General features: G+C 59.5%; 20 protein-coding genes and 5 pseudogenes. 10 read left to right on the top strand and 15 right to left on the bottom strand.

The features are described from left to right. Positions 1-88: pseudogene (locus tag ACQKEK_RS23040) on the top strand (antibiotic biosynthesis monooxygenase); the annotation flags it as partial. Positions 89-705: 617 nt separating this feature from the next. On the opposite strand, the gene ACQKEK_RS23035 reads toward ACQKEK_RS23040, so the two are convergent. Together ACQKEK_RS23035 and ACQKEK_RS23030 are read right to left on the bottom strand one after the other, a co-directional pair. Continuing rightward, complete coding sequence (locus ACQKEK_RS23035) at positions 706-903, bottom strand: hypothetical protein (RefSeq protein WP_023082110.1); 198 nt, start codon at positions 901-903, stop codon at positions 706-708. Positions 904-1,079: 176 nt separating this feature from the next. Beyond that, positions 1,080-1,976: a LysR family transcriptional regulator gene (locus ACQKEK_RS23030; RefSeq protein ID WP_013970892.1), complete on the bottom strand. Its 897-nt coding sequence runs from the start codon at positions 1,974-1,976 to the stop codon at positions 1,080-1,082. 140 nt (positions 1,977-2,116) lie between these two features. Between ACQKEK_RS23030 and ACQKEK_RS23025 the strand changes: the two genes are divergently transcribed. From ACQKEK_RS23025 to ACQKEK_RS23015, 3 genes are all read left to right on the top strand, one after another. After that, a complete protein-coding gene (locus ACQKEK_RS23025; RefSeq protein ID WP_042927614.1) occupies positions 2,117-3,106 on the top strand; it encodes a zinc-dependent alcohol dehydrogenase family protein in 990 nt (329 codons plus the stop codon). A 371-nt stretch (positions 3,107-3,477) separates the two neighbouring features. Continuing rightward, positions 3,478-5,343 carry a Na+/H+ antiporter NhaA gene (gene nhaA / locus ACQKEK_RS23020; protein WP_042927607.1) on the top strand — a complete coding sequence of 622 codons (1,866 nt, stop codon included), beginning with the start codon at positions 3,478-3,480 and terminating at the stop codon, positions 5,341-5,343. Between the two features lie 25 nt (positions 5,344-5,368). Continuing rightward, complete coding sequence (locus tag ACQKEK_RS23015) at positions 5,369-8,020, top strand: excinuclease ABC subunit UvrA (RefSeq protein WP_042927606.1); 2,652 nt, start codon at positions 5,369-5,371, stop codon at positions 8,018-8,020. 79 nt (positions 8,021-8,099) lie between these two features. On the opposite strand, the pseudogene mobH reads toward ACQKEK_RS23015, so the two are convergent. The 5 genes and pseudogenes from mobH to ACQKEK_RS22990 all read right to left on the bottom strand — a co-directional run. Continuing rightward, positions 8,100-9,548 (bottom strand): annotated as a pseudogene (gene mobH, locus ACQKEK_RS23010) (MobH family relaxase); the annotation flags it as partial. Further along, a pseudogene (locus tag ACQKEK_RS23005) lies at positions 9,546-9,882 on the bottom strand (IS66 family transposase); the annotation flags it as partial. The pseudogenes mobH and ACQKEK_RS23005, both read right to left, overlap by 3 nt. 266 nt (positions 9,883-10,148) lie before the next feature. Next, positions 10,149-10,454, bottom strand: a complete 306-nt coding sequence (locus ACQKEK_RS23000) for an ArsR/SmtB family transcription factor (RefSeq protein WP_012464920.1) — start codon at positions 10,452-10,454, stop codon at positions 10,149-10,151. A 138-nt stretch (positions 10,455-10,592) separates the two neighbouring features. Next, positions 10,593-11,576 carry an LLM class oxidoreductase gene (locus tag ACQKEK_RS22995; protein ID WP_003291626.1) on the bottom strand — a complete coding sequence of 328 codons (984 nt, stop codon included), beginning with the start codon at positions 11,574-11,576 and terminating at the stop codon, positions 10,593-10,595. 66 nt (positions 11,577-11,642) lie between these two features. After that, on the bottom strand, positions 11,643-12,767 hold the full coding sequence (locus ACQKEK_RS22990) for an alkene reductase (RefSeq protein WP_034000002.1): 1,125 nt from the start codon (positions 12,765-12,767) through the stop codon (positions 11,643-11,645). A gap of 648 nt (positions 12,768-13,415) precedes the next feature. Between ACQKEK_RS22990 and ACQKEK_RS22985 the strand changes: the two genes are divergently transcribed. Further along, the gene (locus ACQKEK_RS22985; RefSeq protein ID WP_033999990.1) at positions 13,416-13,721 is read left to right on the top strand and encodes an EthD domain-containing protein; all 306 of its coding nucleotides are present in this window, start codon (positions 13,416-13,418) and stop codon (positions 13,719-13,721) included. Between the two features lie 100 nt (positions 13,722-13,821). On the opposite strand, the gene ACQKEK_RS22980 is transcribed toward ACQKEK_RS22985, so the two are convergent. Further along, positions 13,822-14,538: a transposase gene (locus ACQKEK_RS22980; RefSeq protein ID WP_196740286.1), complete on the bottom strand. Its 717-nt coding sequence runs from the start codon at positions 14,536-14,538 to the stop codon at positions 13,822-13,824. After that, positions 14,505-15,644, bottom strand: coding sequence for a glutathione-independent formaldehyde dehydrogenase (locus ACQKEK_RS22975; RefSeq protein WP_033999988.1), 1,140 nt, complete (start codon positions 15,642-15,644; stop codon positions 14,505-14,507). The genes ACQKEK_RS22980 and ACQKEK_RS22975 overlap by 34 nt, the downstream gene beginning before the upstream one ends. A gap of 262 nt (positions 15,645-15,906) precedes the next feature. Between ACQKEK_RS22975 and ACQKEK_RS22970 the strand changes: the two are divergent. Next, positions 15,907-16,547, top strand: a pseudogene (locus ACQKEK_RS22970) (transposase); the annotation flags it as partial. Here ACQKEK_RS22970 and ACQKEK_RS22965 read toward each other — a convergent pair. The 5 genes and pseudogenes from ACQKEK_RS22965 to ACQKEK_RS22945 form a co-directional block, all read right to left on the bottom strand. Beyond that, positions 16,541-16,861 (bottom strand): annotated as a pseudogene (locus ACQKEK_RS22965) (recombinase family protein); the annotation flags it as partial. The pseudogenes ACQKEK_RS22970 and ACQKEK_RS22965 overlap by 7 nt on opposite strands. Before the next feature lie 286 nt (positions 16,862-17,147). Next, positions 17,148-17,555 carry a hypothetical protein gene (locus tag ACQKEK_RS22960; protein ID WP_042927603.1) on the bottom strand — a complete coding sequence of 136 codons (408 nt, stop codon included), beginning with the start codon at positions 17,553-17,555 and terminating at the stop codon, positions 17,148-17,150. 35 nt (positions 17,556-17,590) lie between these two features. Further along, complete coding sequence (locus tag ACQKEK_RS22955; RefSeq protein ID WP_032904189.1) at positions 17,591-18,052, bottom strand: hypothetical protein; 462 nt, start codon at positions 18,050-18,052, stop codon at positions 17,591-17,593. Between the two features lie 211 nt (positions 18,053-18,263). Further along, complete coding sequence (locus tag ACQKEK_RS22950; protein ID WP_079381875.1) at positions 18,264-18,494, bottom strand: DUF4113 domain-containing protein; 231 nt, start codon at positions 18,492-18,494, stop codon at positions 18,264-18,266. 106 nt (positions 18,495-18,600) lie between these two features. Continuing rightward, positions 18,601-18,903 carry an ArsR/SmtB family transcription factor gene (locus ACQKEK_RS22945; protein ID WP_172767913.1) on the bottom strand — a complete coding sequence of 101 codons (303 nt, stop codon included), beginning with the start codon at positions 18,901-18,903 and terminating at the stop codon, positions 18,601-18,603. An 83-nt stretch (positions 18,904-18,986) separates the two neighbouring features. Between ACQKEK_RS22945 and ACQKEK_RS22940 the strand changes: the two genes are divergently transcribed. The 4 genes from ACQKEK_RS22940 to ACQKEK_RS22925 all read left to right on the top strand — a co-directional run bounded on the left by ACQKEK_RS22940 (position 18,987) and on the right by ACQKEK_RS22925 (position 22,616). Then, a complete protein-coding gene (locus tag ACQKEK_RS22940) occupies positions 18,987-20,078 on the top strand; it encodes an NADH:flavin oxidoreductase/NADH oxidase (protein ID WP_025297874.1) in 1,092 nt (363 codons plus the stop codon). Positions 20,079-20,204: 126 nt separating this feature from the next. Then, a complete protein-coding gene (locus ACQKEK_RS22935; RefSeq protein WP_033999986.1) occupies positions 20,205-21,194 on the top strand; it encodes a zinc-dependent alcohol dehydrogenase family protein in 990 nt (329 codons plus the stop codon). A gap of 98 nt (positions 21,195-21,292) precedes the next feature. After that, a complete protein-coding gene (locus ACQKEK_RS22930; protein WP_033999984.1) occupies positions 21,293-21,586 on the top strand; it encodes a putative quinol monooxygenase in 294 nt (97 codons plus the stop codon). Between the two features lie 10 nt (positions 21,587-21,596). After that, entirely contained in the window at positions 21,597-22,616 is a 1,020-nt protein-coding gene (locus tag ACQKEK_RS22925) for a zinc-binding alcohol dehydrogenase family protein (RefSeq protein WP_003288728.1), read from the top strand. Between the two features lie 232 nt (positions 22,617-22,848). On the opposite strand, the gene ACQKEK_RS22920 is transcribed toward ACQKEK_RS22925, so the two are convergent. After that, positions 22,849-23,065: integrase core domain-containing protein (locus tag ACQKEK_RS22920; protein ID WP_499167710.1), on the bottom strand; the 217-nt coding region annotated here is incomplete at its 5' end.

Raw genomic sequence — 23,065 nt, 5'->3', positions numbered from 1 at the left:
GGCCTTGATGGCCAACGCCGCGACCTTGCTCAGTTCTCCGCCCAATATCGAGAAGGTCGAACTGCTTGCAGCCAAACTGCCTGCATGACAACCCGGCCTTGACCCAATCAGGTCACGCTGCAGGATGGGGGGCACAAGCTCTACGCAGCGATCCCCCCCTCGATTGCACTTGCCCAGGGAGCTACCTTCCACAGCGACGGGGGGCAATATTGCAGCCAGAACTTCCAAGCTGCGTCAGCAAGCAGGGGCAACATCAGGGCTGGCTGTGATGTTCCGATTCGTCGGGTAGTTATCGAGAAGTACCGACTGTTTGCAACGTGTCGGTACCGAGAGCCGTCTGGGCGAGCCAGATTTCCGGCCCATTGGAAGTCCGCAGTCCGCAAGCGCGGATCGATCGAGCGATTTGTTGAAAATCAACGACCTAGCACCGGGCCGTTCGGGCTAGTGAGGGTTTCTGGGGGGGCGTAACGATTCGAACTCCTGCAGGGGCTCGGTGGGGTGGAACCCTGCGCCAAACCTATGTAACTCAGCGCCTTGCGACCGCTGCAAACTCCTGCGGAAAGGTGCGGAATCCGGGCCTTGATGCCCGCAATCCTACCAGTTCTGCCCTGGTCGGGTCACCAACCGAGCGCATCAGACAGGGCGCCAGTTCTATTCCCGTTTGGGAATTGAACCCGCGTCAGCATCCACTCATCCGACGTTCGATCAGGCGGTGACGAACCGCTCCCGAAATGCTCGCCGGACCTGGTCGTAAGGCACAGGGCTGGTGGCGTGCGGGACCAGCGCGCTTCTGTCGCCGATGAGGTAGTTGATCCGGTAGGTGCAGTTTCCGGAGGGGTGCAGCATGCCGGCAATCACCCGGTCGGGATTCAGAACCCGCTCCTGGATCAGGCGGTCCAGCACGCTCTGGACCTACGGCCCCAAGCCAACGAACATGGCATCTTTCAGTTCTTCGACTTCCGCCGCGAAGTGCTACAGCAGGTACTTCCTCAGCAAGGGGTGCTTGGTCATATCCGGTGAGCCACGGTAATCGTCGTCCTTTACGAATACCGGATAGCGCAGACATTGATTTTCGTGCGTTAGAGAGGGCCTCGCTGCCCAAAAGCCTCACGCGCAAACTCCAAGAAGCTGCGCAGCTTTGGAGTCATTCTTCGGTCAGGGGCATAGAGGATGTGCATTGCGGTATTCGGCACCGGGTACTGCGGCAACAGACGCACCAGTGTCCCATCGCGCAGTGCATCGCTAACCAACTCTATCGGCTGTAGAACCACGCCTAGACCAGCTACAGCCGCTGCCAGCAGTGGATCACCTTGATTGATCGTTAATTTGCTTGTAATAGGAACATCTATACGCCCCTCCGGGCTGTCGAAGCTCCAGTGTGAGCGGCCATCAGAATAGGTAAACCCCAGACATTCCTGCTGCTGTAGATCCCACGGATTGATGATGGGAGGGCGACGTGCAAGATAGGACGGCGCAGCGCATAAAACCATCTGATAGGGCTCCAGTGGCAATGCCTTCAACCCACTGCTCGCCAGCTCGCCGATGCGAAATACCACGTCGTAACCATCATCAACGATATCGACCAGTTCGTTCGATAACGTTAGGTCAACAGACACCTGAGGATACCGAACCATGTATTCCAGCAGGCGTGGCGAAAGCGTGCGGATTCCGAACGTGACCGGCGCGTTGATGCGAAGGCGGCCGCTTGGTGTGCCCCGAGTGAGGGCAGCCAGGCTCTCGGCAGACTGCATGTCTGCAAGGATCAGTTTTGCTCGCGGGTAGAACGCCCTGCCGAAGTCGGTGAGGCTTTGCCTGCGCGTAGTCCGGTGCAGCAGGGAAACACCCAGATGTTGTTCGAGCATTTTCACCTGTTTCCCTACCAATTGAGGGGACAGATTCAGGTCGTCCGCAGCGGCGCTGAATGAACCCAGCTCAACTGTTTTGACGAACGTGGCCATCTGGGTCAGGCGATCCATTATAAACACTCTGTTTCTAGTAATACGCCATCGTAGGCATTTATCTAGCGCCAACCAATGACTAAATTTTTGTCACCTTTCGAGTGCCCGGATACCTTCCGGATGTACGTCGAGGCCCATTGATAAACGAGGTATTTATGATGGCACGCATTGTCAGAATTCATGAATACGGTGACGCCAGCGTTCTGAAGCTGGAAGATCTGGAAGTATCGGCACCAGCAGCAAACGAGGTGCAAATTAGTGTTAAAGCTTTTGGCTTGAACCGAGCCGAAGTGATGTTCCGCAATCACGCATACCTACAAGAAGCGGAGTTCCCCAGCCGCTTAGGCTACGAGGCCGCAGGCATCGTAACGGCAGTTGGGAGCGACGTAACCGAGATCACGATTGGTGACTCGGTCGCTCTGATCCCACCTCTGGATATTGCTCGCTGGGGCACCTACGGCGAGTTGGCCAATGTACCGGCCCACCTGGTGGTAAAGAGCCCTGAGAACTTGTCCTTTGAAGAGGCTGCGGCGTCTTGGATGCAGTACGTCACCGCCTGGGGGGGATTGATTGAACAGGCGAAGCTACGTCAGGGCGATTTTGTCATCGTTACCGCCGCGTCAAGCAGTGTTGGCTTGGCCGCCTTCCAAATGGCTCGTATGGTCGGCGCCACATCGATTGCGATCACTCGAACTCACGCGAAGAAGCAAGCCCTACTTGATGCAGGCGCTGCGCATGTCATCGTCAGCGATGAAGAGGATATCGTCGAGCGTGTTATGACGATAACTGCCGGTCAAGGCGCTCGCGTTGTATTCGATCCTGTAGGCGGGCCGTCCTTGGAACCTCTCACGCAGAGCATGGCGCGGGGCGGAATTTTGCTGGAGTACGGCGCACTTAGCTCTGAACCGACACCATTCCCACTGTTTACCGTGCTGGGCAAAAGCCTGACTTTGAAGGGCTATCTCTACGCAGAGATTGTGGCCGACCCTGAAGCCCTAGAGAGAGCAAAGGCTTTTATTCTGCAAGGGTTGGAGTCCGGTGCGTTGCGCCCGATCATCGCAAAGACATTCACACTTAGCGACATCCAGGATGCCCATCGTTTCCTTGAAGCCAATCAGCAGATCGGCAAGATCGTGGTAACTGTCTGACCAGCAATTATGGGGCTGAGAGCGTAATCCTTCGGCCCCGATTCAAGCCAGCCCTGATGACCGCTTTTGGCCGATTCTGTGTATCCGTCCGGCCAACACACCTTCTTGGCCCCGACGCCAAAGGCGATGGTGTCCACCTGATTTAAGTGGACACCATTTCTAGCCTTTTATGCCGCTGGGCAAACCTATTTTCCCGAGGGCGTGGCGCGGCCGGGTTGGTATCAGCCAACGGACAGAGGTGTTGAGCGCAGGCTGGGAGAAAGACTCGCTTGGCTGCGCTCGCTCGATGATGAGACGCCGCCAGAGGCGGACGCCTGATCGGTCCATCCGAAACCTGCCCATCGTGATCTCACAAACTACAGGATAAGCACATGCCAGCCTCTTCTTTCGGTGAGTCCTCGGCGCATATCAGACGGAGACGCGTTGCCCGCTATCTACGCACTGAGTCTGGGGCTGCGGTGCTGCTGGTGATCGTCACGGTTGTGGCGCTGGCGTGGGCGAACTCGCCGCTATCCGATGCCTATTTCGAGTTGTGGCACCTGGACGTCGGGTTCAACTTTGGGCCATTGGGCCTGCACATGGATCTGCATCACTGGGTCAACGACGGCCTGATGGTCGTCTTCTTCTTCCTGATCGGCCTGGAGGTGCGTCAGGAATTCGCCCACGGGTCGCTCAGGGACCGCAGCCGTGCCCGTCTCGCTCTGATCGCGGGGGTCGCGGGTGTCGTGCTGCCCGCGCTGCTGTATGTCCTGATCGTGGGGCTGGCAGGAAGTGAGGGCCTGCGCGGGTGGGGGGCGGTGGTCGGTACCGATACGGCGTTCATGCTGGGCACCCTGGCGATCGTCGGCCCGCGGCTATCCGGTCAGTTGCGCGTGTTCTTGCTCACCCTGACCGTGGTCGATGACTTCCTCGCCGTGTCCATCATCGGCATCGTCTATAGCGAGGAGATCCGCGTCGTCCCGTTGCTGATCGCCCTCGCCAGTCTCGTCGGGTTGTGGTTGCTGGGGCGCACCCGCCAGTGGCGGGCAACGCCGTATGTGCTGATCGTGATCGTGCTGTGGCTCGCGACCGTGTACTCCGGCATTCATGCCTCCCTCGCCGGGATGGCCGCGGGGCTCCTGATCCCCGCCTACGCAACGCAACGTCACAAGGTCGTCGCGGCAAGACAGTTGTTCCGTGACTTCTGGCAGTCTCCGAGTGCCGCATCGGCTCGCGCAGTGGACTGCGGGCTGTCCCAGGGTATCTCGGTGAATGAGCGGCTGCACGAGTTCCTGCGGCTGCCGACAGCGCTGCTGATCGTGCCGGTGTTCGCCTTGGCGAACGCCGGGGTGGACCTGCGTGGTGGGCTGCTCGCGGAGGCCTTCGGCTCGCCCGTGACCTGGGGCGTCATCGCGGGGCTCGTGCTCGGCAAGCTCCTGGGCATCGGGCTCATCACTCTCGCCGCGGTCCGCCTCGGCTTGGGGCGCCTGCCGGCGGGTGTCGGAATGGGGAGCGTGTTCGGTGGTGCGGCACTGTCCGGGATCGGGTTCACCGTGTCGCTGCTCATCATCGGACTCGCGTTCGGCACGACCTCCGACCTGGGCCGCCAGGCGACGGTCGGCGTGCTCGTGTCGATGATGCTCGCCACGTTGCTCGGGTGGCTCATCTTCAAGGTTGCCGCACGCAGGTGGGGTGAGGAGACCGCCGATCTGCCGATGGTGCTTGAGCCGCCGGTCGATCCCGAGGTCGATCACATCCGCGGGCCAGAGGACGCGCAGCTCACGCTGGTGGAGTACGTGGACTTCGAGTGCGCGTACTGTGCGCACGCTACCGGTTCTTGGGAGGATCTGCGCGCCCACTTCGGGGACGACCTGCGGTATGTGGTGCGCCATTTGCCGCACCACCCGCATGGGCCGATCGCCGCGCGTGCGTCCGAGGCGGCATCGAATCAGGGGATGTTCTGGCCGTGGCTGGACTTCGTGTTTACCCGTCAGCACGCGCTGGAGCGCGAGGATCTGATCGGCTACGCCGTAGAGCTTGGGCTCGACGTCGATCGGTTCATCGCGGATCTCGACAGCTCTGCGGTGATCGAGCGTGTCGAGCGCGACCTCGCCAGTGCGGTCGCCAGCGGTGCGCATGTCACGCCGACGTTCTTCGTCGAGGGTCGCCGCCTGCGCGGTAGCTACGACGCCCGCACTGTCACCGCAGCGCTCGAAGCCAGTCGCCGCGGCCCCCGGACTCAGGAAGTCCCGTCCTGAGCGGGACGAACTACAGGATAAGAACATGCCAAACAATTCTTTCGGTGAATCCTCTTGTACCGCTGCGGCCAGCGGCCTCGTGCAGGTGCGTGGCGCGCGCGAGAACAACCTCAAGGAGGTGGACGTCTCCATCCCGCGTAACGCGCTGGTGGTGTTCTCGGGTGTCTCCGGCTCCGGTAAGTCCTCGCTGGCCTTTGGCACCATCTATGCCGAGGCCCAGCGGCGCTACTTCGAGTCGGTGGCCCCCTATGCGCGGCGACTGATCGACCAGGCGGGCGTGCCGGACGTCGATGCGATCGACGGCCTGCCGCCGGCGGTGGCGCTGCAACAGCAGCGGGGCTCCAGCAACGCGCGTTCCTCTGTGGGCAGTGTGACCACCTTGTCCAGCCTGGTGCGGATGATGTATTCGCGCGCCGGCGCCTACCCAGCCAACCAGCCCATGCTGTACGCCGAGGATTTTTCGCCCAACACGCCGCAGGGAGCGTGCCCGACCTGCCACGGCCTGGGCCATGTGTACGAGGTGACTGAGGCCATCATGGTGCCCGATCCCTCCCTGAGCATCCGCGAGCGGGCGATCGCCTCCTGGCCCCCCGCCTGGCAAGGCCAGAACCTGCGCGACATCCTGGTCAGCATGGGCTACGACGTTGACCGACCGTGGAAGGACCTGCCAAAGAAGGATCGCGACTGGATTCTGTTCACCGAGGAAACACCGACGGTGCCGGTGTACGCCGGCTTCACGCCCGCCGAAACCCGCGCCGCGCTCAAGCGCAAGATGGAGCCGAGCTACATGGGCACCTTCACCGGCGCCCGGCGGTATGTGATGCACACCTTTGCCAACACCCAGAGCGCGCTGATGAGAAAGCGCGTGTCCCGGTTCATGGAGGGCAAACCGTGCCCCACCTGCCACGGCAAGCGGCTCAAGCCCGAGGCGCTGTCGGTCACCTTCGCCGGCGTGGACATCGGCGCGTTCATGCAGATGCCGCTGGACCAGTTGGCGGCCTTGCTCGAACCCATCGCCCAGGGCGATTTCCGCGCCCATGCAGCGGGGGCGGCTACGGACAAGGAAGCGACCCGACGCGACCGTGCCGAACGCGCGGCCTCCGGTCGCGCCGTCCATGCGGTATCGCCCGACGTGCGCCGCACCTCGGCGCTATCGGAAGAAAAGCGCCTCGCCGCGCAGCGCCTGGCTGGAGGCGTGATGGCGCGCCTGCGCCAACTGCGCGAGCTAGGCCTGGGCTACCTGACGCTGGACCGGGCCACGCCGACGCTTTCGGCCGGCGAGTTGCAGCGCCTGCGGCTGGCCACGCAATTGAGTTCCCTGCTGTTCGGTGTCGTGTACGTGCTCGACGAGCCCTCCGCGGGCCTGCACCCCTCCGATAGCCAGGCCCTGTACGACGCACTCGACCGGCTGCGCGACGCCGGCAACTCGGTGTTCGTGGTGGAGCACGACTTGGACCTGATGCGCCGCGCGCAATGGCTCGTGGATGTCGGGCCGGATGCTGGGGAGCGTGGCGGCCGCGTGCTCTACAGCGGCGAGCCGGATGGCCTGCGCAAGATTGCCGAATCGCGCACCGCCCGCTATCTGTTCGAGGAGATCCCCGCGCCGGGAAGCCGGGCACGCGAAGCGACCGGCTGGCTGGAACTGCAGGGCATCCACCGCCACAACCTGCATGGCGTGGATGCACGCATTCCGCTGGGCGTGCTGACGGCCGTCACCGGTATCTCCGGCTCCGGCAAGTCCAGCCTCGTCGCGCAGGCCCTGCCGGAGTTGGTGCTGCTGCACCTGGGCCACGAGCCGGAAGACGATGCGGCCGAAAGCGCCACCAGCGAAGGGCCGGCGGTGATCGAAGCGACTGGCGGTCATCTGGCGGGCGATGTGGACGCCATACAGCGCCTGGTGCAGGTGGACCAGAAGCCGATCGGGCGCACGCCGCGCTCGAACCTGGCTACCTACACGGGTCTGTTCGACCATGTGCGCAAGCTGTTCGCCGCCACGCCCGATGCTCGACGCCGCCGCTATGATGCCGGACGGTTCTCGTTCAACGTCGCCAAGGGGCGCTGCGAGACTTGCGAGGGCGAGGGTTTCGTTAGCGTGGAACTGCTGTTCATGCCCAGCGTGTACGCGCCGTGCCCGACCTGCCATGGCGCGCGCTACAACGAGGCCACGCTGAAGGTGCAGTGGAACGGGCGCAACATCGCCGAGGTGCTGCAGATGACCGTGGACGATGCCAGCGAATTCTTCGCGGGTGAAGACGCGGTGGCAAGGCCCCTGCAACTGCTGCGCGACATCGGACTGGGCTATCTGCGCCTGGGGCAACCGGCCACTGAGCTTTCCGGTGGCGAGGCGCAGCGCATCAAGCTGGCGACCGAGCTTCAGCGCAGCCAGCGCGGCCGAAGCCTGTACGTGCTCGACGAGCCGACCACCGGGCTGCACGCGTCGGATGCCGACCGGCTGCTGGTGCAGTTGCAGCGCCTGGTCGATGCCAGCAATACCGTAGTGATGATCGAGCACGACATGCGTGCGGTGGCCCAAGCCGACTGGGTGATCGACGTAGGGCCAGGCGCGGGCGCTGCCGGCGGCAGCATCGTGGTGGCGGGTTCCCCTCAGCAGGTGGCCCGAAAGTCTGGCAGCCGAACCGCTCCGTTCCTTGCACGGGAGTTGGCGCGGGTCGAGTAGCTTAGTTCGCCAAATGTTGCCAGCTTCGCGGGGCATTGATCGTCGCCACACGGTGGTGACGGTCGCTGCCCGAGTCGCGTCATCCTTCCTGAGTCAAAGCAAGATAGGGATTGTTGGGCGGTATTTCGGCGAATACCAAGGACCCATTTTCGAGGAGGTAGCCATGCAGTCGGCGGGACTTCCTCGGGCCCGTGACTTCACAGGTCCAAATGTTCAGGCCATTTGAGTGCTTGCGGTGTAGCTGCAGTTTCTCAAAGCGCTTTTGCACCCACTGCCAATCCTGTTGCTTGTCCTGCCTGGCTAGCGCATCCACCTGGGGATGTTCCTGCGCATAGCGATGGAACACGCCGGGACTGACCAGGTAGGCGGTGTCGCTCACCGTATGCACGAGCGCCTTGGCGTCGTTGATGATGAGTCGCCGCGCGGCGACTCCCTGTTGCAGCCACGTCATGAAATGCTCCCCGGATGGTATCGCGACTATTGGAGTTGATGCAGGTCCAGGCGCAGGGGTAAGTGGCAAGGGAGACGCTGCGGCTGTGGTTGGGGCAGGAACGTCAGGCTGGGCAGGGACTTTCTCCACTGGCTCTTCACTCTTCCCCATGTCGGCCGTGCCATCCAATCCAACCATCGGCAGCATGTCCTCCATGACGTCGGGCACGGGCGGGGCCGCAGTCGGCAAGGCGGTATCGCTGCGAGGGCATTCCCAAGGGGGAGTCTCCTGACCTTCGGGTGCTGGCTGCCCCACGACCGCGGGCGGTGTGCCTGGTGCACTGCCGTTGATTTCCGCTGGCGTCGTGTCGATCGCCACCGTGCCTGCGAAAAGCGCTGGCCGCTCGCCGGATTCCCAGATCAGCGCGGGCGCGAGGCGCAACAGGGTGAACGAGTAGGACCAGCCGGTCGCACTGGTCACGGTCGCGCGCCAGACCGCCTTGCCGTCTGAGGTAGGCTGGAGCATGCCGTGGTCCTGCAGCACGTTGAAGACGGCGGTGTTGTTCGCAGGAATGCCGTCGATCCCCTGAGACAGCAGGTGCGCGCGCAGCTTGTCCGAGACAGTCTTGCTCACCAGCCACAGCCCATCCTCAGTGAGCCAGCCATCGGAGGCTTCCGGCTGATTCAGCTTCAACTGTTCCTTGAGCAGGAAGCGCAGCCCGTCCAGCAGCTTGCGTTGCAGCGCGTGCCTGGGCGCGGCCATGGCGCGCGCGGGATCGCCGCCCAGTTCCTGTGCCACAGAAGCGCGATCAGCCTGCACGACCAGTTCACCCAGCACGCCGGCGTGCTCGTACTGCCCGGCCAAGACGTAGAGCAATGGTGCCCACAGAGACGGATAGCCGCTGAGCCAGTCTAGGAGCGGACCATCGAGCAATTGGCGGTAGAGCAGCCCTGTTGCGGCGCTGTGCAACCGGTACTCGCGGTCTTCGCGGTAGCGGAAGCGGTACGACTGGTGCAGCGGGCCGTGCCAGGGATGCCACAGCGAGCCGTCTGCCAGCTCGACCAGCAGATCGACGGCCACCTTGCCGATGTCGTGCAGCCACGGCGTTGTAACCGGCGTAGTCGTCGGTCATCAGGTAGCCGCGGTAGCCATCGAGCAGGCGTAGCGGCACCTCCTGCGCGCGGCTGGCTGTGTAGTCGAAAAGGATCACCGGCTTGTCCGGCGGCCCACCGCTTTGCACCCACATCCAGGATTGTGCCGAGGGGTCGCGTCCCGGTTCATGCAGCACCTGCAAGCGCGTTTCGTCGCAGTGCAACACGGGGTAGTCCAGCAGCTTGTCGCGCATCAGGTTGAGCAACGGTTGCAGTTGCTCGCCACTTTGGATCACCCAACGCGCCAGGGGCTGGCGTGGGATGTCGACGCCGTGGCGGCTGCCCCCTAAAGAAGGTTGGCCGTAGAAGAGCACTTGAAGGGCTTCGCGTCCCTCTCTGGAGTGTGCTGTCTTTTGCGTGTACAGCCCTGGTTTCAGCGTTGTCAAGTGGCAGTTTTGCTATAGGAGCGTTTTTTCCGCGCACCGCATCACTGGTAATGCTATTCGATCACTCGAAGCTTCGGATGATCTGATCGTTATTTGGTCAGATTGCTGTTTTTGACATCGGCAAAGACTGAAATCAGTCAGAAATACAAGGGTGTGCAGCCCTAGATTCTTTCTTGCAGCGCCTTGAAGAAGGCATCGATATTCTCATCGTGGCGTTTGTAGTAGGTCCAGGGGCCGATCCGCTGCGATGTCACCAATTGCGCGCGCTGTAGAGCTGCGAGATAAAGCGATGTCGTTGACTGCGAGAGGCCCGTGCGCTCTTGGATGATACTGACGCACACGCCTACCGTTTCTGGGTCGACTTCCTGCTCGGGAAAGACTGTCCTGGGATCCTTGAGCCAATTGAGGATGGCAAGGCGCGTCGGGTTCGCCAATGCTTTCAGGGCTTCGTTGACGTCAATAGTCATGAATTTTTTGAGACCTGTTTTTTTCGATATCTAGATATCTTCCTGATTCGCGCATCAAATTGGAAGGCTTCGCCATGATCTCTGCGCGCCTGCCCGTCGCAATGACGGGCTGGTTTGGACTGGAATCCTATTGCCCTGTCAGGTAGGACTATCGGGCACCTGTGCGCCGAATTGCGGGACGATATGTTTGCCAAGTTCCTCGATAACCTCTGCTGCGGGGCGTTTACCATACTTGAGGTTCAGGATGACGTGATCTACACCGATTTCCTGAAGTGTATCCAGCAAGGCCCGCAGGTGGTTACGTCCCAGTCGGAATCCTAGATGGATAGGCGAGGGTGGCGTGGATGGGTGTTCGTCCAGGTCGATATACAGCGATTGCAAGAACGGCTTGTAGATAGTGCCACATTGTTTAGCCGTTTCCTGTCGCCAATCTTCCACGATGAGTCGCTGCATTTTTGGCGGACGTGGATAGTTGATCCATCCATGGCTTTCACGCGCGATCCAATCGAGCGGCTGGCGGCTGTGTCCGGTTACGAATAGCGGTATTTCCCGAGTCGTAGGTTTGGGAACGAGATCGGCCCCCAGTAACTCGCCGTGACTCCAGCGAATGGGCTCGAAGTGTGTTCGATGGGCTTGGCGTATCACATTGAGGTTTTCTTGAAAGGTCTCGCCACGCTGTTCTGGATCAATGCTGAATGCGGGAAACTCCACGGGACGATCGCCAGAGGCTACTCCCAGGAGCAAGCGACCTCCGCTCAACTGATCAATGCTCGCTGCGGCCTTTGCCGTGTGCAAGGGATTACGCAGAGTAAGGGCGATGGAGGCGGTGCCTAGTGCGATTTTTGTTGTATGGGCTGCCATGTAGCCCAGATACACCCAAGGGTCGAAAACCTGGCCGACATCGCCGAAGCTTGGGTCCCTGAGTGGGACGTCGCGAAACCAGAGCGCCGAAAAACCAAGTGCCTCTGCACGTTTGGCCAGCGCGACCTGATCTAGCATGCTCGGTGTATCACCTTCGAAAGCCTCCAGGGGAAAGAACAGCCCAAGGCTTAGATGACCCTGCCTGAAGGTTCGTTTGAATCCCCTATGCTCTTGGTAGGGGATCGTGCTCGGTTGGTACATGCTTAACTTCCTCGGTCAACAATCGCTGAGCCACGCCCCTGAGTTATGGGGCGTGGCATTGAGCGTTTAGGATTTGTAAGTCGGGTAGTCGGTGTAGCCCTTATCGGTACCGCCGTACATGGTGCTTGGATCAACTGGGTTAAGCGGCCAGTTGTTGGCGATACGAGCGGGCAGGTCGGGGTTCGCAATGAAGGGGCGGCCAAAAGCGATCAGATCGCCCCAGCCAGCTTTTATCACGCGATTTCCTCGTTCAGCGGTGTACTTGCCGGCATAGATAATCTTGCCGCTGAATGTCTTACGAACAGCTTCCCGGAACGTCTCAGGCAGCTCGGGTGCGTTTTCCCAATCGGCTTCGGCGAGCGACAGGTAGGCAATGCCCACTTCCTCGAGGATCTTCACTGCCTCGATGTAGGTTTGATGAGGATCTTCTTCGACCAGACCAAGGTAGACGCGGTCTTCGTCTGTGGTCGCGAACAGCGGGGCGAAGCGAACGCCAACGCGCTCCTTGCCGACCACACCAGCAACAGCGAGGGTGATTTCGCGCAGGAAGCGAAGACGGTTCTGCAGCGAACCGCCATATTCATCATCACGCTGGTTGGTATGGGCCGAAATGAACTGGTTTACCAGGTACCCGTTCGCGCAGTGAAGCTCCACCCCGTCAAAACCTGCGTCCAAAGCATTTCGGGCTGCTTGGGCGTAGAGCTCAACCAGTTCCTTTACCTCCTTGGTGGACAGGGCTCGTGGGGTCGAAGGGTCGGCCAGTGTACCCGTGCCGGGGCCAGTTTCGATGAACACCTTGACGTTGTCCGCGCGGATGGCTGATGGCGCGACGGGCGCTTCACCACCGGGTTGCAGCGATGTGTGCGACACGCGGCCCACATGCCAAAGTTGAGCAAAGATCACCCCCCCTTCGGCGTGAACAGCGTCGGTGACCTTACGCCAGCCTTGTATCTGTTCCGGGCTATGAATGCCAGGTGTCCAGGCATAACCCTGTCCTCGGGGTTCGATCTGTGTGCCCTCGGTCACCATGAAGCCAGCACCGCTGCGCTGACGGTAATATGTGGCCATTAGGTCGTTCGCAATATTGCCGGGTTGGGAGCTGCGCGAACGCGTCAGTGGCGGCAGAACGATACGGTTCTTGAGGGTGTATGGGCCCAGCTGAGTCGTTTTGAAAAGTTCTGATTGTGTCATTTTGCTTACCTGCATATCTGAAATATTCGATGTCGTAGGTCGAAAAAACATGGATCAACGAGGTCTGAAGAGTCCGAGCGGTGCAGGTCACGAAGGCGCGCTGTGCGCCCTGCACCGCGCGGGCGACGTCGGCAGCTGTGGCGTTGGGATGTTGGTGAGAATTTTTCCGTTGGCGGGGTTGATAATGTCGAGGGCTTCACCGTATTCGTCCGAAACTCATTGGTTGTCAATAAACAGGCCGTAGCTGCTGTCGGGAAGGTGATTCGGACGGGTATCGCTGGAATCTTTCATGGGAGTACCTCCTGAGGTTTCTAGCGCGGTTATGGGTAGGCTATTCTCGATATTCATATATGTCAATATATTAATATCGCTTCCGGCACGTACGCATGGTTCCACGCCCTTGCAGCTCACTTCTGGATCAGCTGGGAGCGCGCCGTGCTTCGCGCTAGGGTTGCCTATGCAGTCAGCTCCCTTGAGCTTTTCATCATGGAGGCTGGCTGCATCAGGTATGCCATTGCCGTGATTGCGTTGATGCTATTGCCCGACAACAAAGGTATTCACCTTGACGATCTGGATGACAGCGAAGTTGACGCTACGCCCGCACTTCAACCTTCTTCTCCTCAGACGCATGTATAAGGAATGTTCGCGATGATCCGAATTGTCTACTTGTTGGTAAAGCCTATGTTCCGCCAGGAATGTTTGCGTCACTATCAGATGAGTGAGGGTATCCCTGGCCTGTTTAAATATGAGGTTAGGTTGGTGGCTGAAAACCCTGCCGATACCCATGTGCCATACCTGGATGTAGGGCCGGTTCACGCGATTGGCGAATGCTGGTTCCAAAGCCCGGAGGACTACCAACGATATATCGAGTCGGCAGTGCGCAAAGCCTGGTTCGAACATGGTAAAACGTTCATTGGCCAGCTCAAGCCCTTCGTCACTGAAACACTTGTTTGAAAGCTGCTCGAAGCGGTTATCTCCGATCAGGCCACCCCTCCATTCATTCTGGAGGGGCTTTCATCTACGAGTGAACCCCTGGTTATTGATTTAACGTAAATCACTGGCAGATTCCCCAATGAACATGGGGACCCGTGCGAGTCTCAATTCGCACGAGGTGCCGTCTATGTGTCGATTTGACAGCGTGTCCAACGACTGCGCGTGGGAACCATCGATCAGGTCGCCGATGGGGTAAAACATATCGAGCGGCTGATGCCTGCAAATCTCTCAGAAATCCTGGCAAGTTGCCGGGATGGTTCAGTGACGTGCCATGCAGCAACCCCAAGATGGCCCAACTGCAGGCAGTGAAACTCATTTCGCAGGGGTACACACCGGGACACTGCCTGGACATCAGTACCATCTGGTAGCGCAAAAGGTTGTAGCCCAGCAGCACACCCCATAGCTCTTGAGCGATCATCTCTGGCGTCTTGCTTCTCAGGGTATATTCGCCGCCCAGCAGTCTCTGCTTGATCGCCCGATAGCCCAGCTCGATTTCCCAGCGTTGACTGTAAAGGTCGACGATCTCCCCACCCGGAAAGCGCAGCGGGTCGACCATCGAAGTCAGTACGCTTACCATTTTTCCCTTGATCATCTTGCGCAACAACCGCGCTCGCATTTCGAGCGGACGACAGGTGGTATGTGGTCGGTAAATACATAGCGGCCATACTGTAAGCGCGAGTAGGCGGGTCTTTGGGCTGACGCCCGGCGATATCGTCAGGGCGTCAGATCCATACAGCCGTTCGATCAGGCTGCCGGCTTCAGAATGACCTTTGTCCAACCCTCATCTCGCGCATCGAAATGCTTGTACGCATCGGGCCCTTCCGCCAATTTCAGGCTGTGAGAGATGATCTGCGAAGGCTTGGCGCGGTCGTGATGGATCAGCTCCGCAAGCCTGCGGTTATAGGCTTTGACGTTGGCTTGCCCGGTGCGTATCTGCTGGCCCTTGAACCAGAACGCGCCGAAATCGAAGGCCATTTTGCCTTCCTTCGCCAGTTCATTTTTCGCGCCCGGATCCTGAGGAACAAACACCCCGACGACGCCGATGCCACCCGTGGCCTTGGTGGAAGCTACCAGGTTGTTCATCGTCAGGTGATTGGCCTCATGGCCGTGATTGTCACAGCACTGGTACCCCACACACTCACAACCTCGATCAGTGCCTTTGCCGTGAGTCAGGTTGAGGATCTGATCAACCGCCTCTTTCTCCAGGGAGTTGATTGGCGTGGCCCCCATCTGCGCGGCCAATTTCAATCGATCCGGATGGTTGTCGACCACGAACACTTGCGAGGCGCCTTTGATCATCGCGGCATGAGCTGCCATCAGGCCCACTGGCCCTGCACCGTAAATGGCGATGCTTTCACCCGGCATCAGGCCAGCCAGTTCAGTGGCATGCCATCCGGTGGGGAATATGTCTGACAGCATGACGTAGTCGTTTTCTTTCTCTTGCGCATCCTCTGGCAGCACCAGGCAATTGAAGTCCGCATATGGCACACGCAGCAGTTCTGCTTGACCACCCTGGTATGAGCCCATATCGGCAAACCCGTAAGCAGCACCAGCACTGCCGGGGTTGGCCGTGAGGCAGAAACCGGTCAAACCTTTTTCACAGTTTTCGCAGAAACCGCAGCCGATATTAAATGGCAAACAGACGCGATCACCTACCTTGATGCGATCTACGCCGGCGCCGACTTCGATGACTTCCCCGAGGTTCTCGTGACCGAAAACACGTCCCGTCTCCATCGAGGTGCGGCCCTCGTACATGTGCAGGTCAGAGCCGCAGATATTGGTAGTGGTGATGCGCACTACGGCGTCGGTAGGTTTTTCGATCTTGGCGTCTGGGACATTTTGCACGCTGACGTCGCGTGGCCCGTTGTAAACGATGGCTTTCATTAGACTCTCCCGTTCAAGCGACGATGAGGTGGTTTCGTCTGCTTACGAGATATCTGTTTAGATCTACGAACGTATGTTCCACAAATCGAGCTATGACCAGACGAGTGGTGATGCCGTCGCCCGCGCGTGGCGGTCCTTGAATTTGCAGCTCGTGACGAACTTAGACAGTTGAACGCCATAGAAGGAATATGGCTACGTGTAGTGGTCTACTAATCCTGGACACCCTTTTAGGGCGAGAATGCTCGCCATTCAGAGGTGTTCGATGAGCAGACAACGACGTACTTTCACCCCCGAGTTTAAGCGCGAAGCAGCCAGTCTAGTGCTCGACCAGGGTTACAGCTGTCCTGAGGCAGCCAAATCCCTTGATGTAGGTGAGACCGCACTGCGGCGCTGGGTCAACCAGTTGCAGTTGGAGCGCGGTGGCATCACCCCCACAGCCAAAGCGCTTACGCCTGAGCAGCAGACTATTCAGGAGCTTCAAGCCCGCATCAACCGGCTGGAGCTTGAGAAGAAAATCTTAAAGGAGGCCACTGCGCTCTTGATGGCCGAGGAGCACGGGCGCAGACGTTGAAGTCGATTCGGCAGTTAGCAGCACGCTACCCAGTTCAACTGCTGTGTTCAGTGTTTGAACTGCCTCGTTCCTGTTACTACGCCCATATGGCTCGGCGCCGTCGCATTGATGTTCGGCGGGTGGGTTTACGCAGCCGTATTAGCGAACTTTTCAGTCAAAGCCGTAGTTCAGCTGGCAGCCGCAGTATCGTTGCCATGCTCAAGGATGAGGGCGTCAAAGTAGGTCGCTTCAAGGTCAGGGGCCTGATGAAGGAGCAGGGTTTGATCAGTAAGCAGCCAGGTTCTCATGCGTACAAAAACGCCACTGTTGAGCGGCCTGACATTCCCATGCTTTGGTGGCTGGTTGGGAGATCTAGAGCCACGATTCGCAGCCCTTTTCCGTCGATGGCGGCCTTGAGCTTCGACCAGTCTTCAGCCGGCAGGCGGGACAGTCGGTCGATAGATTCCACCAGCAGTACATCCCCCGGGTGGGAATCGGCCAGCAGGCGCACCAACTCGGGGCGATCAGCACGAGTACCAGATGCGTTCTCAATGTATTGCGCGGCAATGGCCTTGCCATGATCGGCAGCAAACTCCTCCAGGACGGAACGGGCTCGGGCAGCGTCTTGTTCGGCAGTAGAGGCCCGAAGGTAGGCACGGACAAACATTTCTTGATCCCTATGCGTGCTGTTTCAATTTGGGCGTTGCAGAAACATCGTTACAGTTTGGGTGTTAGTTATAGAGCGGCAAGGACGAATCTGCCGCGCCTTTTCCGTATCAGTTGAGGCATACCTCTAAAAACGCTAGCGTAGATTGATTACTTTTTGGTCTGCGATGGGCCGGAGTCGTTGCCGTAGCGGAGGTCCGTTGGCAACGCGACGGTGATTTTGGAAGTTAACGCCATCTCGAGCATGAGCCTGTTGCCGCAGTGGAGGTCAAACGGCAACGGTAGCTTCACCATTTGTCGCTCCTGAGCCCGAAACAGATGCAGTAGGTTCCGGGTACGGCCATGACGACGCAGACGATTGGCCCCACGCCCACGATTTGCCCCCAGAGGCTTTTCAGCAGCGGATAAGCGAAGAACACCGCTGCCGCTTCTGCCGGTTGCATGGTGGCCAGTCTGCCGAGGATGGCGGCACTCATTCCGGAAAGAAGTAGCAGCATGCAGCCTGTTACCGCCAATACTGGTCGGAGTCGGGATTGTGGATTGTGACGATAGCCAGAAGCTGGGACGTCCAGTGGCAATGGAATCTGCCGGACGAGCCTGCTGCGCCCAATGCGTGCGTCGAGGGTCAGGGCCAGCCAGGAAATTCCGATGGCGAATGTGAGGATGAAGCTAACAACCAGTGCAAGTGGCGACATGATCAAACTCCTCTGAGTGCTGTGGCGACTGCCCGTTAGTCGAAACCGAAGGACGAAAAACTGTCTCCGAAGCTGCTTATGCCGTGATCAAACGACAGGCTGTCAGTCATCGTGTCCGTGCCGAATGCGTTACCCATGACATCGAAACAGCTGTCGAGCATGGGCATTCCGTTGGCGGGATTGAGCCAGAAGGTTTCCATGGGTTCGAAGTGGGTCGATGAGAAAGCTGAGAAAGTATCCTCGGCTTGGGTCTGGCCTACCGGGTCAAATGAATCAGCCCAGTTAGTGTGATCCTGCAGGATGCTGTCGAACGACGTACTCGTGTCCCCATCTTCCAGCGAATCGACCTGATACCACCAACGTTCCTGGCGAATACCAAGGCCGTCATGCACCACGACCGCTTTTCCCTGGCTGGGATAGATGACCGTGGTGAATGCCGCTTTTTCTGGCCGGACGACAGAGGTGATGAGATTGGCAATGTGCGTAAACAGGTTCATGGCTAGCTCCTCGGTTTAGTTGGTTTCAGCATCTCCTGAACCCCAAATAACCCAAGGCATGGGTAAGATCGCATACCGCCTTGGAGACGGATCATCTATTGCAAGCTCGGGTGCGTAGAGGGGCACAAGCACGGCCCGGATCAGCAATCCATTACCGCAGCCAGGCCCTTTCCCTTCCAGGAGAAGCAGCACAGCAGGCGCGCGATGCCGGCTACCGCGCGGATACCCGCCACAATTGATCTACTCGCGTCGTGAAACTCTGGCTCATCAGCTCGCGACGCATGCTCCAGGCGGGGGCTGCTGGTACCACACCAGGTCGCAACGTTCCCCGTCCCCATTTGGCGTTGATCGAATCAAGCACGGCCATCACCTTCTCCGAATTAGCTGGCTGACTGGAGGCGAACAGGTCGTCGGTGAAGGCGTTTACGTCGGGACTAGTCATGCTTCCGCAGTCAGCGGCGAGGTAGTCCCTGAGCTCACTGGAGCCCAGGGTTTCGAAGCAGGCCGTCTTCAGCGTCTTCCTCGATGAATTGACTCTCAAGCCAGCCTTAGCCGCGCTGAGATAAGATCGTCTCGAGCAAACCAGGAAATCGATTGTTCAAATCATCCCTGCGCAACGAGTTCATATGGGTCGTGCCGATGGTTTGGGTTTGGACCAACCCGGCATCTCGCAGCACCCTGAAGTGATGGGACATGGTGGACTTTGGTCGGCCACCGTCCAATTCGCCACAGCTGGCTTCGCCCAGTTCGGCAAGGCGTCGGACGATCTCCAGGCGCACAGGATCGCTCAAGGCGTATAGCAGACGCTCGAGGACGATTTCAGTGACGGGAGGGTGTTTGTAGGGGCGCATGAACGAAGCATACACGGGTTTGCTCTATCTCCATAGTTCGAATACTATCGAATTAACGTAATAGACAACCCTCGGAGAAACCAATGTCTGCGCTGTTCCAACCCTTCACGCTTAAAGACGTCACGCTTCGCAACCGTATTGCGATTCCCCCTATGTGCATGTACTCGTCAAACGATGGCCTGATCAACGAGTGGCACAGTGTTCACTACGCCTCCCTTGCGCGTGGCGGGGCGGGGTTGGTGATTGTCGAAGCAACCGCTGTAGCGCCAGAAGGGCGGATCACTCCTGGCTGTGCGGGTATTTGGAACGATGAGCTGGCCCAGGCCTTCGTACCGGTGGTGCAGTCGATCAAGGCAGCCGGCTCGGTCCCCGGCCTGCAGATCGCCCACGCCGGTCGCAAGGCAAGCGCAAACCGTCCATGGGAAGGCGATGACCACATCGCTGAAGATGACGCCCGTGGCTGGCAGACCATCGCTCCATCGGCCATAGCTTTTGGCGGTCACCTGGCCAAGCAGCCGCAAGCCATGACGCTGGAAGACATTGCCCGTGTGCGTGAGGATTTCGTCGCAGCCGCTCGCCGTGCGCGTGACGCTGGCTTCGAGTGGCTGGAGCTGCATTTCGCCCATGGTTATCTGGCCCAGTCGTTCCTTTCCGAACACTCCAACCATCGCGATGACGCCTACGGCGGCAGTTTCGACAACCGTAGCCGCTTCCTGCTTGAAACGCTGGCGGCTGTTCGTGAGGTTTGGCCGGAGCACCTGCCGCTAACCGCTCGTCTAGGGGTTATCGAATACGACGGCCGGGACGAACAGACGCTGACCGAGGCTATCGAACTGACACGTCGCTTCAAAGATGGTGGCCTGGATCTGCTGAGCGTCAGCATTGGTTTCACCATCGCTGAAACCAACATTCCCTGGGCGCCTGGCTTCATGGGCGAAGTTGCCCAGCGCGTGAAGCGTGAGGCGGGGATACCAGTGGCTTCGGCATGGGGCTTCGGCACGCCAAGCGTTGCCGAAGAAGCGGTCAAGAGCGGTCACCTGGACTTGGCGATGATTGGGCGAGCACATCTGGCCAATCCAAATTGGTCCTATCTTGCCGCCCAAGAGCTGGGCGTAGAGCGTGCGTCCTGGACCTTGCCGGCTCCCTATGCCCACTGGCTTGAACGCTACAAGTGATCCGTCGGGGCGAAGACGGCCGTCATGGCCTAATCGCCCGCTGCCTCAGCGCCGATGTGCGCTGGTGGCTACCTGGCTGGGCCGCTCATGGCTCGGCCCTTCCGATAGATAGCTGAGGATTACGCTATGTCTCGCGTCATACGCTTTCATCGCACCGGTGGACCGGAGGTTCTCCAGATCGACGAGATCGACGTGCCGGCTCCCGGCGCGAACGAGGTTCAAATCAACGTCAGGGCGCTCGGCATCAACCGGGCTGAAGTGATGTACCGCACAGGCCAGTACGTCATCGAACCGACGTTTCCCGCCATGCTGGGCTATGAAGCGGCTGGGACCGTATCTGCAGTGGGTCCCGGTGTGGTCGGCTTCGCTGTTGGCGATGCGGTCAGCGTAGTGCCCGCGTTCTCCTTTGACGAATACGGCTTGTACGGTGAATTGGTCAACGCGCCGGCTCACGCGGTGGTCAAACACCCGGAAGTGCTCTCTTTCACGGAGGCAGCAGCGACCTGGATGAAGTTTGTCACCGCCTATGGCGCATTGATCGAGCTTGGTGGGCTGCAGGCCGGCGAGACGGTGCTAATCCGTGCGGCGTCCAGCAGCGTGGGGCTTGCCGCTATCCAGATTGCGAACATGGTGGGCGCCGTTCCTGTGGCGCTGACCCGCACCAGCGACAAGCGCGAAGCCTTGCTTCAAGCGGGGGCGGCGGCAGTCATCGCGACCCAGGAGCAGGACATGGTGGCTGAGGTCATGACGGTGACTCATGGCAAAGGCGCTCGCATGGCCTTCGATCCCGTTGGCGGACCCGAAGTGGCCTTGGTGCTCAAGGCGCTAGCGAACCACGGCATCTTCTTCCAGTACGGCGCTTTGGACACTCGGGATATCCCTGTGTCGGTCATGGACCTGCTCGGCAAGCATCTGACGCTGCGCGGTTATCAGCTGTTCGAGATCACCCAGAATCGAGAAAAACTCGAACGGGCCAAGCACTTCATCAATGAAGGGCTCGCCTCTGGACAGCTGCGTCCGGTGATCGACCGTACATTCAGCTTCGACGAGATGGCCGAGGCTCACCGGTACATGGAATCGAATGCCCAGGTGGGCAAGATTGTTGTAACGCTGTAAACCACGTTCAGGTCTTCGCGGCATGGCCGGTAGGGTCACCTTCGGTAAGCCCATGCCAGTTCGATGCGTCTTTCACACATGCACAGACAGGAGGTTCGATGACCACCCCACTCACACTGGTTGCCACATTGGTCGCCAAGGCCGGCTCCGAAGATGAGCTCCAGCAGACGCTGCAGGATCTGCAAGGCCCAAGTCGCGCCGAAGCGGACTGCATCCAATACGACTTTCATAAAGATGCAGAACAGCCTCGCACCTTCCATATGGTTGAGCAGTGGCGAGACGAAGCGGCGCTGACTGCGCACGAGGCCACCCCGCATTTCCAGGCAGCGCTGCCGGTTATCGAGCGCGCCGCCGAAAAATTCTCCGTCATGAAAATGTACCGCGTCTCCTGAGGAGCTCCGAATGAAAGCGATTGCACACTTCAAATGCCTGCCTGTTGAGAACCCTGACGCCCTCGTGGAGATCGATCTACCCGAGCCAGTGCCGGGGCCGCGCGACCTGCTGGTAGAAGTCAAGGCCGTATCGGTCAACCCGGTCGATACCAAAGTCCGCCAGGGCTACGTGCCGCATACAGACGAAACACAGCCGCGCATCCTCGGTTGGGACGCTGCCGGCGTGGTCAAGTCGGTCGGTTCCGACGTAACGCTGTTCAAGCCCGGTGACAAGGTGTGGTACGCCGGGTCGCTGATCCGCCCGGGCAGCAACAGTGAGTTGCAGCTGGTAGACGAGCGCATTGTCGGATCGATGCCACAGTCGCTGGAGTTCGCCCAGGCCGCGGCGCTTCCCCTGACGTCTCTGACCGCTTGGGAATTGCTATTTGATCGCCTCGGCGTAGCGCGCGACACCACCGACCGTGGCGAAACGCTGCTGATCATTGGCGCTGCAGGCGGGGTGGGTTCAATCATGACTCAGCTGGCGCGTCAGTTGACCGGCCTGACCGTCATTGGTACGGCTTCGCGCCCTGAAACCCAGGCCTGGGTCACCGAACTCGGCGCCCATTACGTGATCGATCACACCAAACCACTGAGCGAAGAGCTCAAGCGCATCGGCCTTCCGCAGGTCAGCTACGTCGCAAGCCTGACGCAGACCGATCGGCATTACGAGCAGATCATCGAGTCACTGAAGCCACAGGGCAGGTTGGGCCTGATCGATGACCCGGCCACGCTGGACGTCGTACCGCTCAAACGCAAGAGCCTGTCGCTGCACTGGGAGCTGATGTACACGCGCTCGCTGTACGAGACCGAGGACATGCAGGAGCAGCACAACATCCTCAATGAAGTGGCCCGCCAGATCGATGCGGGTGTGTTGCGCACCACCGTTGGCGAAAACTACGGGCGTATCAGCGCCGAAAACCTACGTCGCGCCCATGCCTTGCTGGAGAGCGGCAAGGCAAAGGGCAAGATCGTTCTGGAGGGCTTCTGACGGTATCTGGCTACCGGCTCATGCGGTAGGTAGCCAATGCTGGATTCAAGAGTAGCGCCCATGAGCGATTCAGTGAGCGCCTTGAAATGCCTCCTATTGAGATCGTCTCGCAAGACCATCACCCAGCCGTCAACGACTTCATCCGAAACGTCCAACTAATAGGAACCCCATATGAACAACGCTACCGGCTATGCCTGGACTTGCCCCTACAAAACCGGACACCAACTCCCCGTTAAATTGATGCTGCTGCCAAGCGCCTGAACTCCCTCGGCGAGCGGTATTTCAAAGCGCTGTGCGGATGCTGCTCGTTGTAATGCTCGAAGGCAATTGCCAGGTTGCGCAGCGCCGTTTCTCGATCCGGTTTGGGCATGTGCGCCACGTAGTCACGCTTGATCGTCTTCACGAAGCTCTCAGCCATGCCGTTGCTTTGCGGGCTGCGAACTGGGGTG

This window comes from Pseudomonas sp. NPDC077408 (genome assembly GCF_050269105.1).
Classification (GTDB): domain Bacteria; phylum Pseudomonadota; class Gammaproteobacteria; order Pseudomonadales; family Pseudomonadaceae; genus Stutzerimonas.
Note: the sequence above shows the minus strand (reverse complement) of the source record. Positions and strands in the feature narration are given on the sequence as shown.

Excerpts from the sequence above, each read along its gene's own strand:
- ACQKEK_RS23030 (WP_013970892.1), bottom strand. The coding sequence starts at position 1,976 with ATGGATCGCCTGACCCAGATGGCCACGTTCGTCAAAACAGTTGAGCTG.
- ACQKEK_RS23025 (WP_042927614.1), top strand. The coding sequence starts at position 2,117 with ATGGCACGCATTGTCAGAATTCATGAATACGGTGACGCCAGCGTTCTG.
- nhaA (WP_042927607.1), top strand. The coding sequence starts at position 3,478 with ATGCCAGCCTCTTCTTTCGGTGAGTCCTCGGCGCATATCAGACGGAGA.
- ACQKEK_RS23015 (WP_042927606.1), top strand. The coding sequence starts at position 5,369 with ATGCCAAACAATTCTTTCGGTGAATCCTCTTGTACCGCTGCGGCCAGC.
- ACQKEK_RS23000 (WP_012464920.1), bottom strand. The coding sequence starts at position 10,454 with ATGACTATTGACGTCAACGAAGCCCTGAAAGCATTGGCGAACCCGACG.
- ACQKEK_RS22995 (WP_003291626.1), bottom strand. The coding sequence starts at position 11,576 with ATGTACCAACCGAGCACGATCCCCTACCAAGAGCATAGGGGATTCAAA.
- ACQKEK_RS22990 (WP_034000002.1), bottom strand. The coding sequence starts at position 12,767 with ATGACACAATCAGAACTTTTCAAAACGACTCAGCTGGGCCCATACACC.
- ACQKEK_RS22985 (WP_033999990.1), top strand. The coding sequence starts at position 13,416 with ATGATCCGAATTGTCTACTTGTTGGTAAAGCCTATGTTCCGCCAGGAA.
- ACQKEK_RS22975 (WP_033999988.1), bottom strand. The coding sequence starts at position 15,644 with ATGAAAGCCATCGTTTACAACGGGCCACGCGACGTCAGCGTGCAAAAT.
- ACQKEK_RS22960 (WP_042927603.1), bottom strand. The coding sequence starts at position 17,555 with ATGTCGCCACTTGCACTGGTTGTTAGCTTCATCCTCACATTCGCCATC.
- ACQKEK_RS22955 (WP_032904189.1), bottom strand. The coding sequence starts at position 18,052 with ATGAACCTGTTTACGCACATTGCCAATCTCATCACCTCTGTCGTCCGG.
- ACQKEK_RS22950 (WP_079381875.1), bottom strand. The coding sequence starts at position 18,494 with ATGACTAGTCCCGACGTAAACGCCTTCACCGACGACCTGTTCGCCTCC.
- ACQKEK_RS22945 (WP_172767913.1), bottom strand. The coding sequence starts at position 18,903 with ATGCGCCCCTACAAACACCCTCCCGTCACTGAAATCGTCCTCGAGCGT.
- ACQKEK_RS22940 (WP_025297874.1), top strand. The coding sequence starts at position 18,987 with ATGTCTGCGCTGTTCCAACCCTTCACGCTTAAAGACGTCACGCTTCGC.
- ACQKEK_RS22935 (WP_033999986.1), top strand. The coding sequence starts at position 20,205 with ATGTCTCGCGTCATACGCTTTCATCGCACCGGTGGACCGGAGGTTCTC.
- ACQKEK_RS22930 (WP_033999984.1), top strand. The coding sequence starts at position 21,293 with ATGACCACCCCACTCACACTGGTTGCCACATTGGTCGCCAAGGCCGGC.
- ACQKEK_RS22925 (WP_003288728.1), top strand. The coding sequence starts at position 21,597 with ATGAAAGCGATTGCACACTTCAAATGCCTGCCTGTTGAGAACCCTGAC.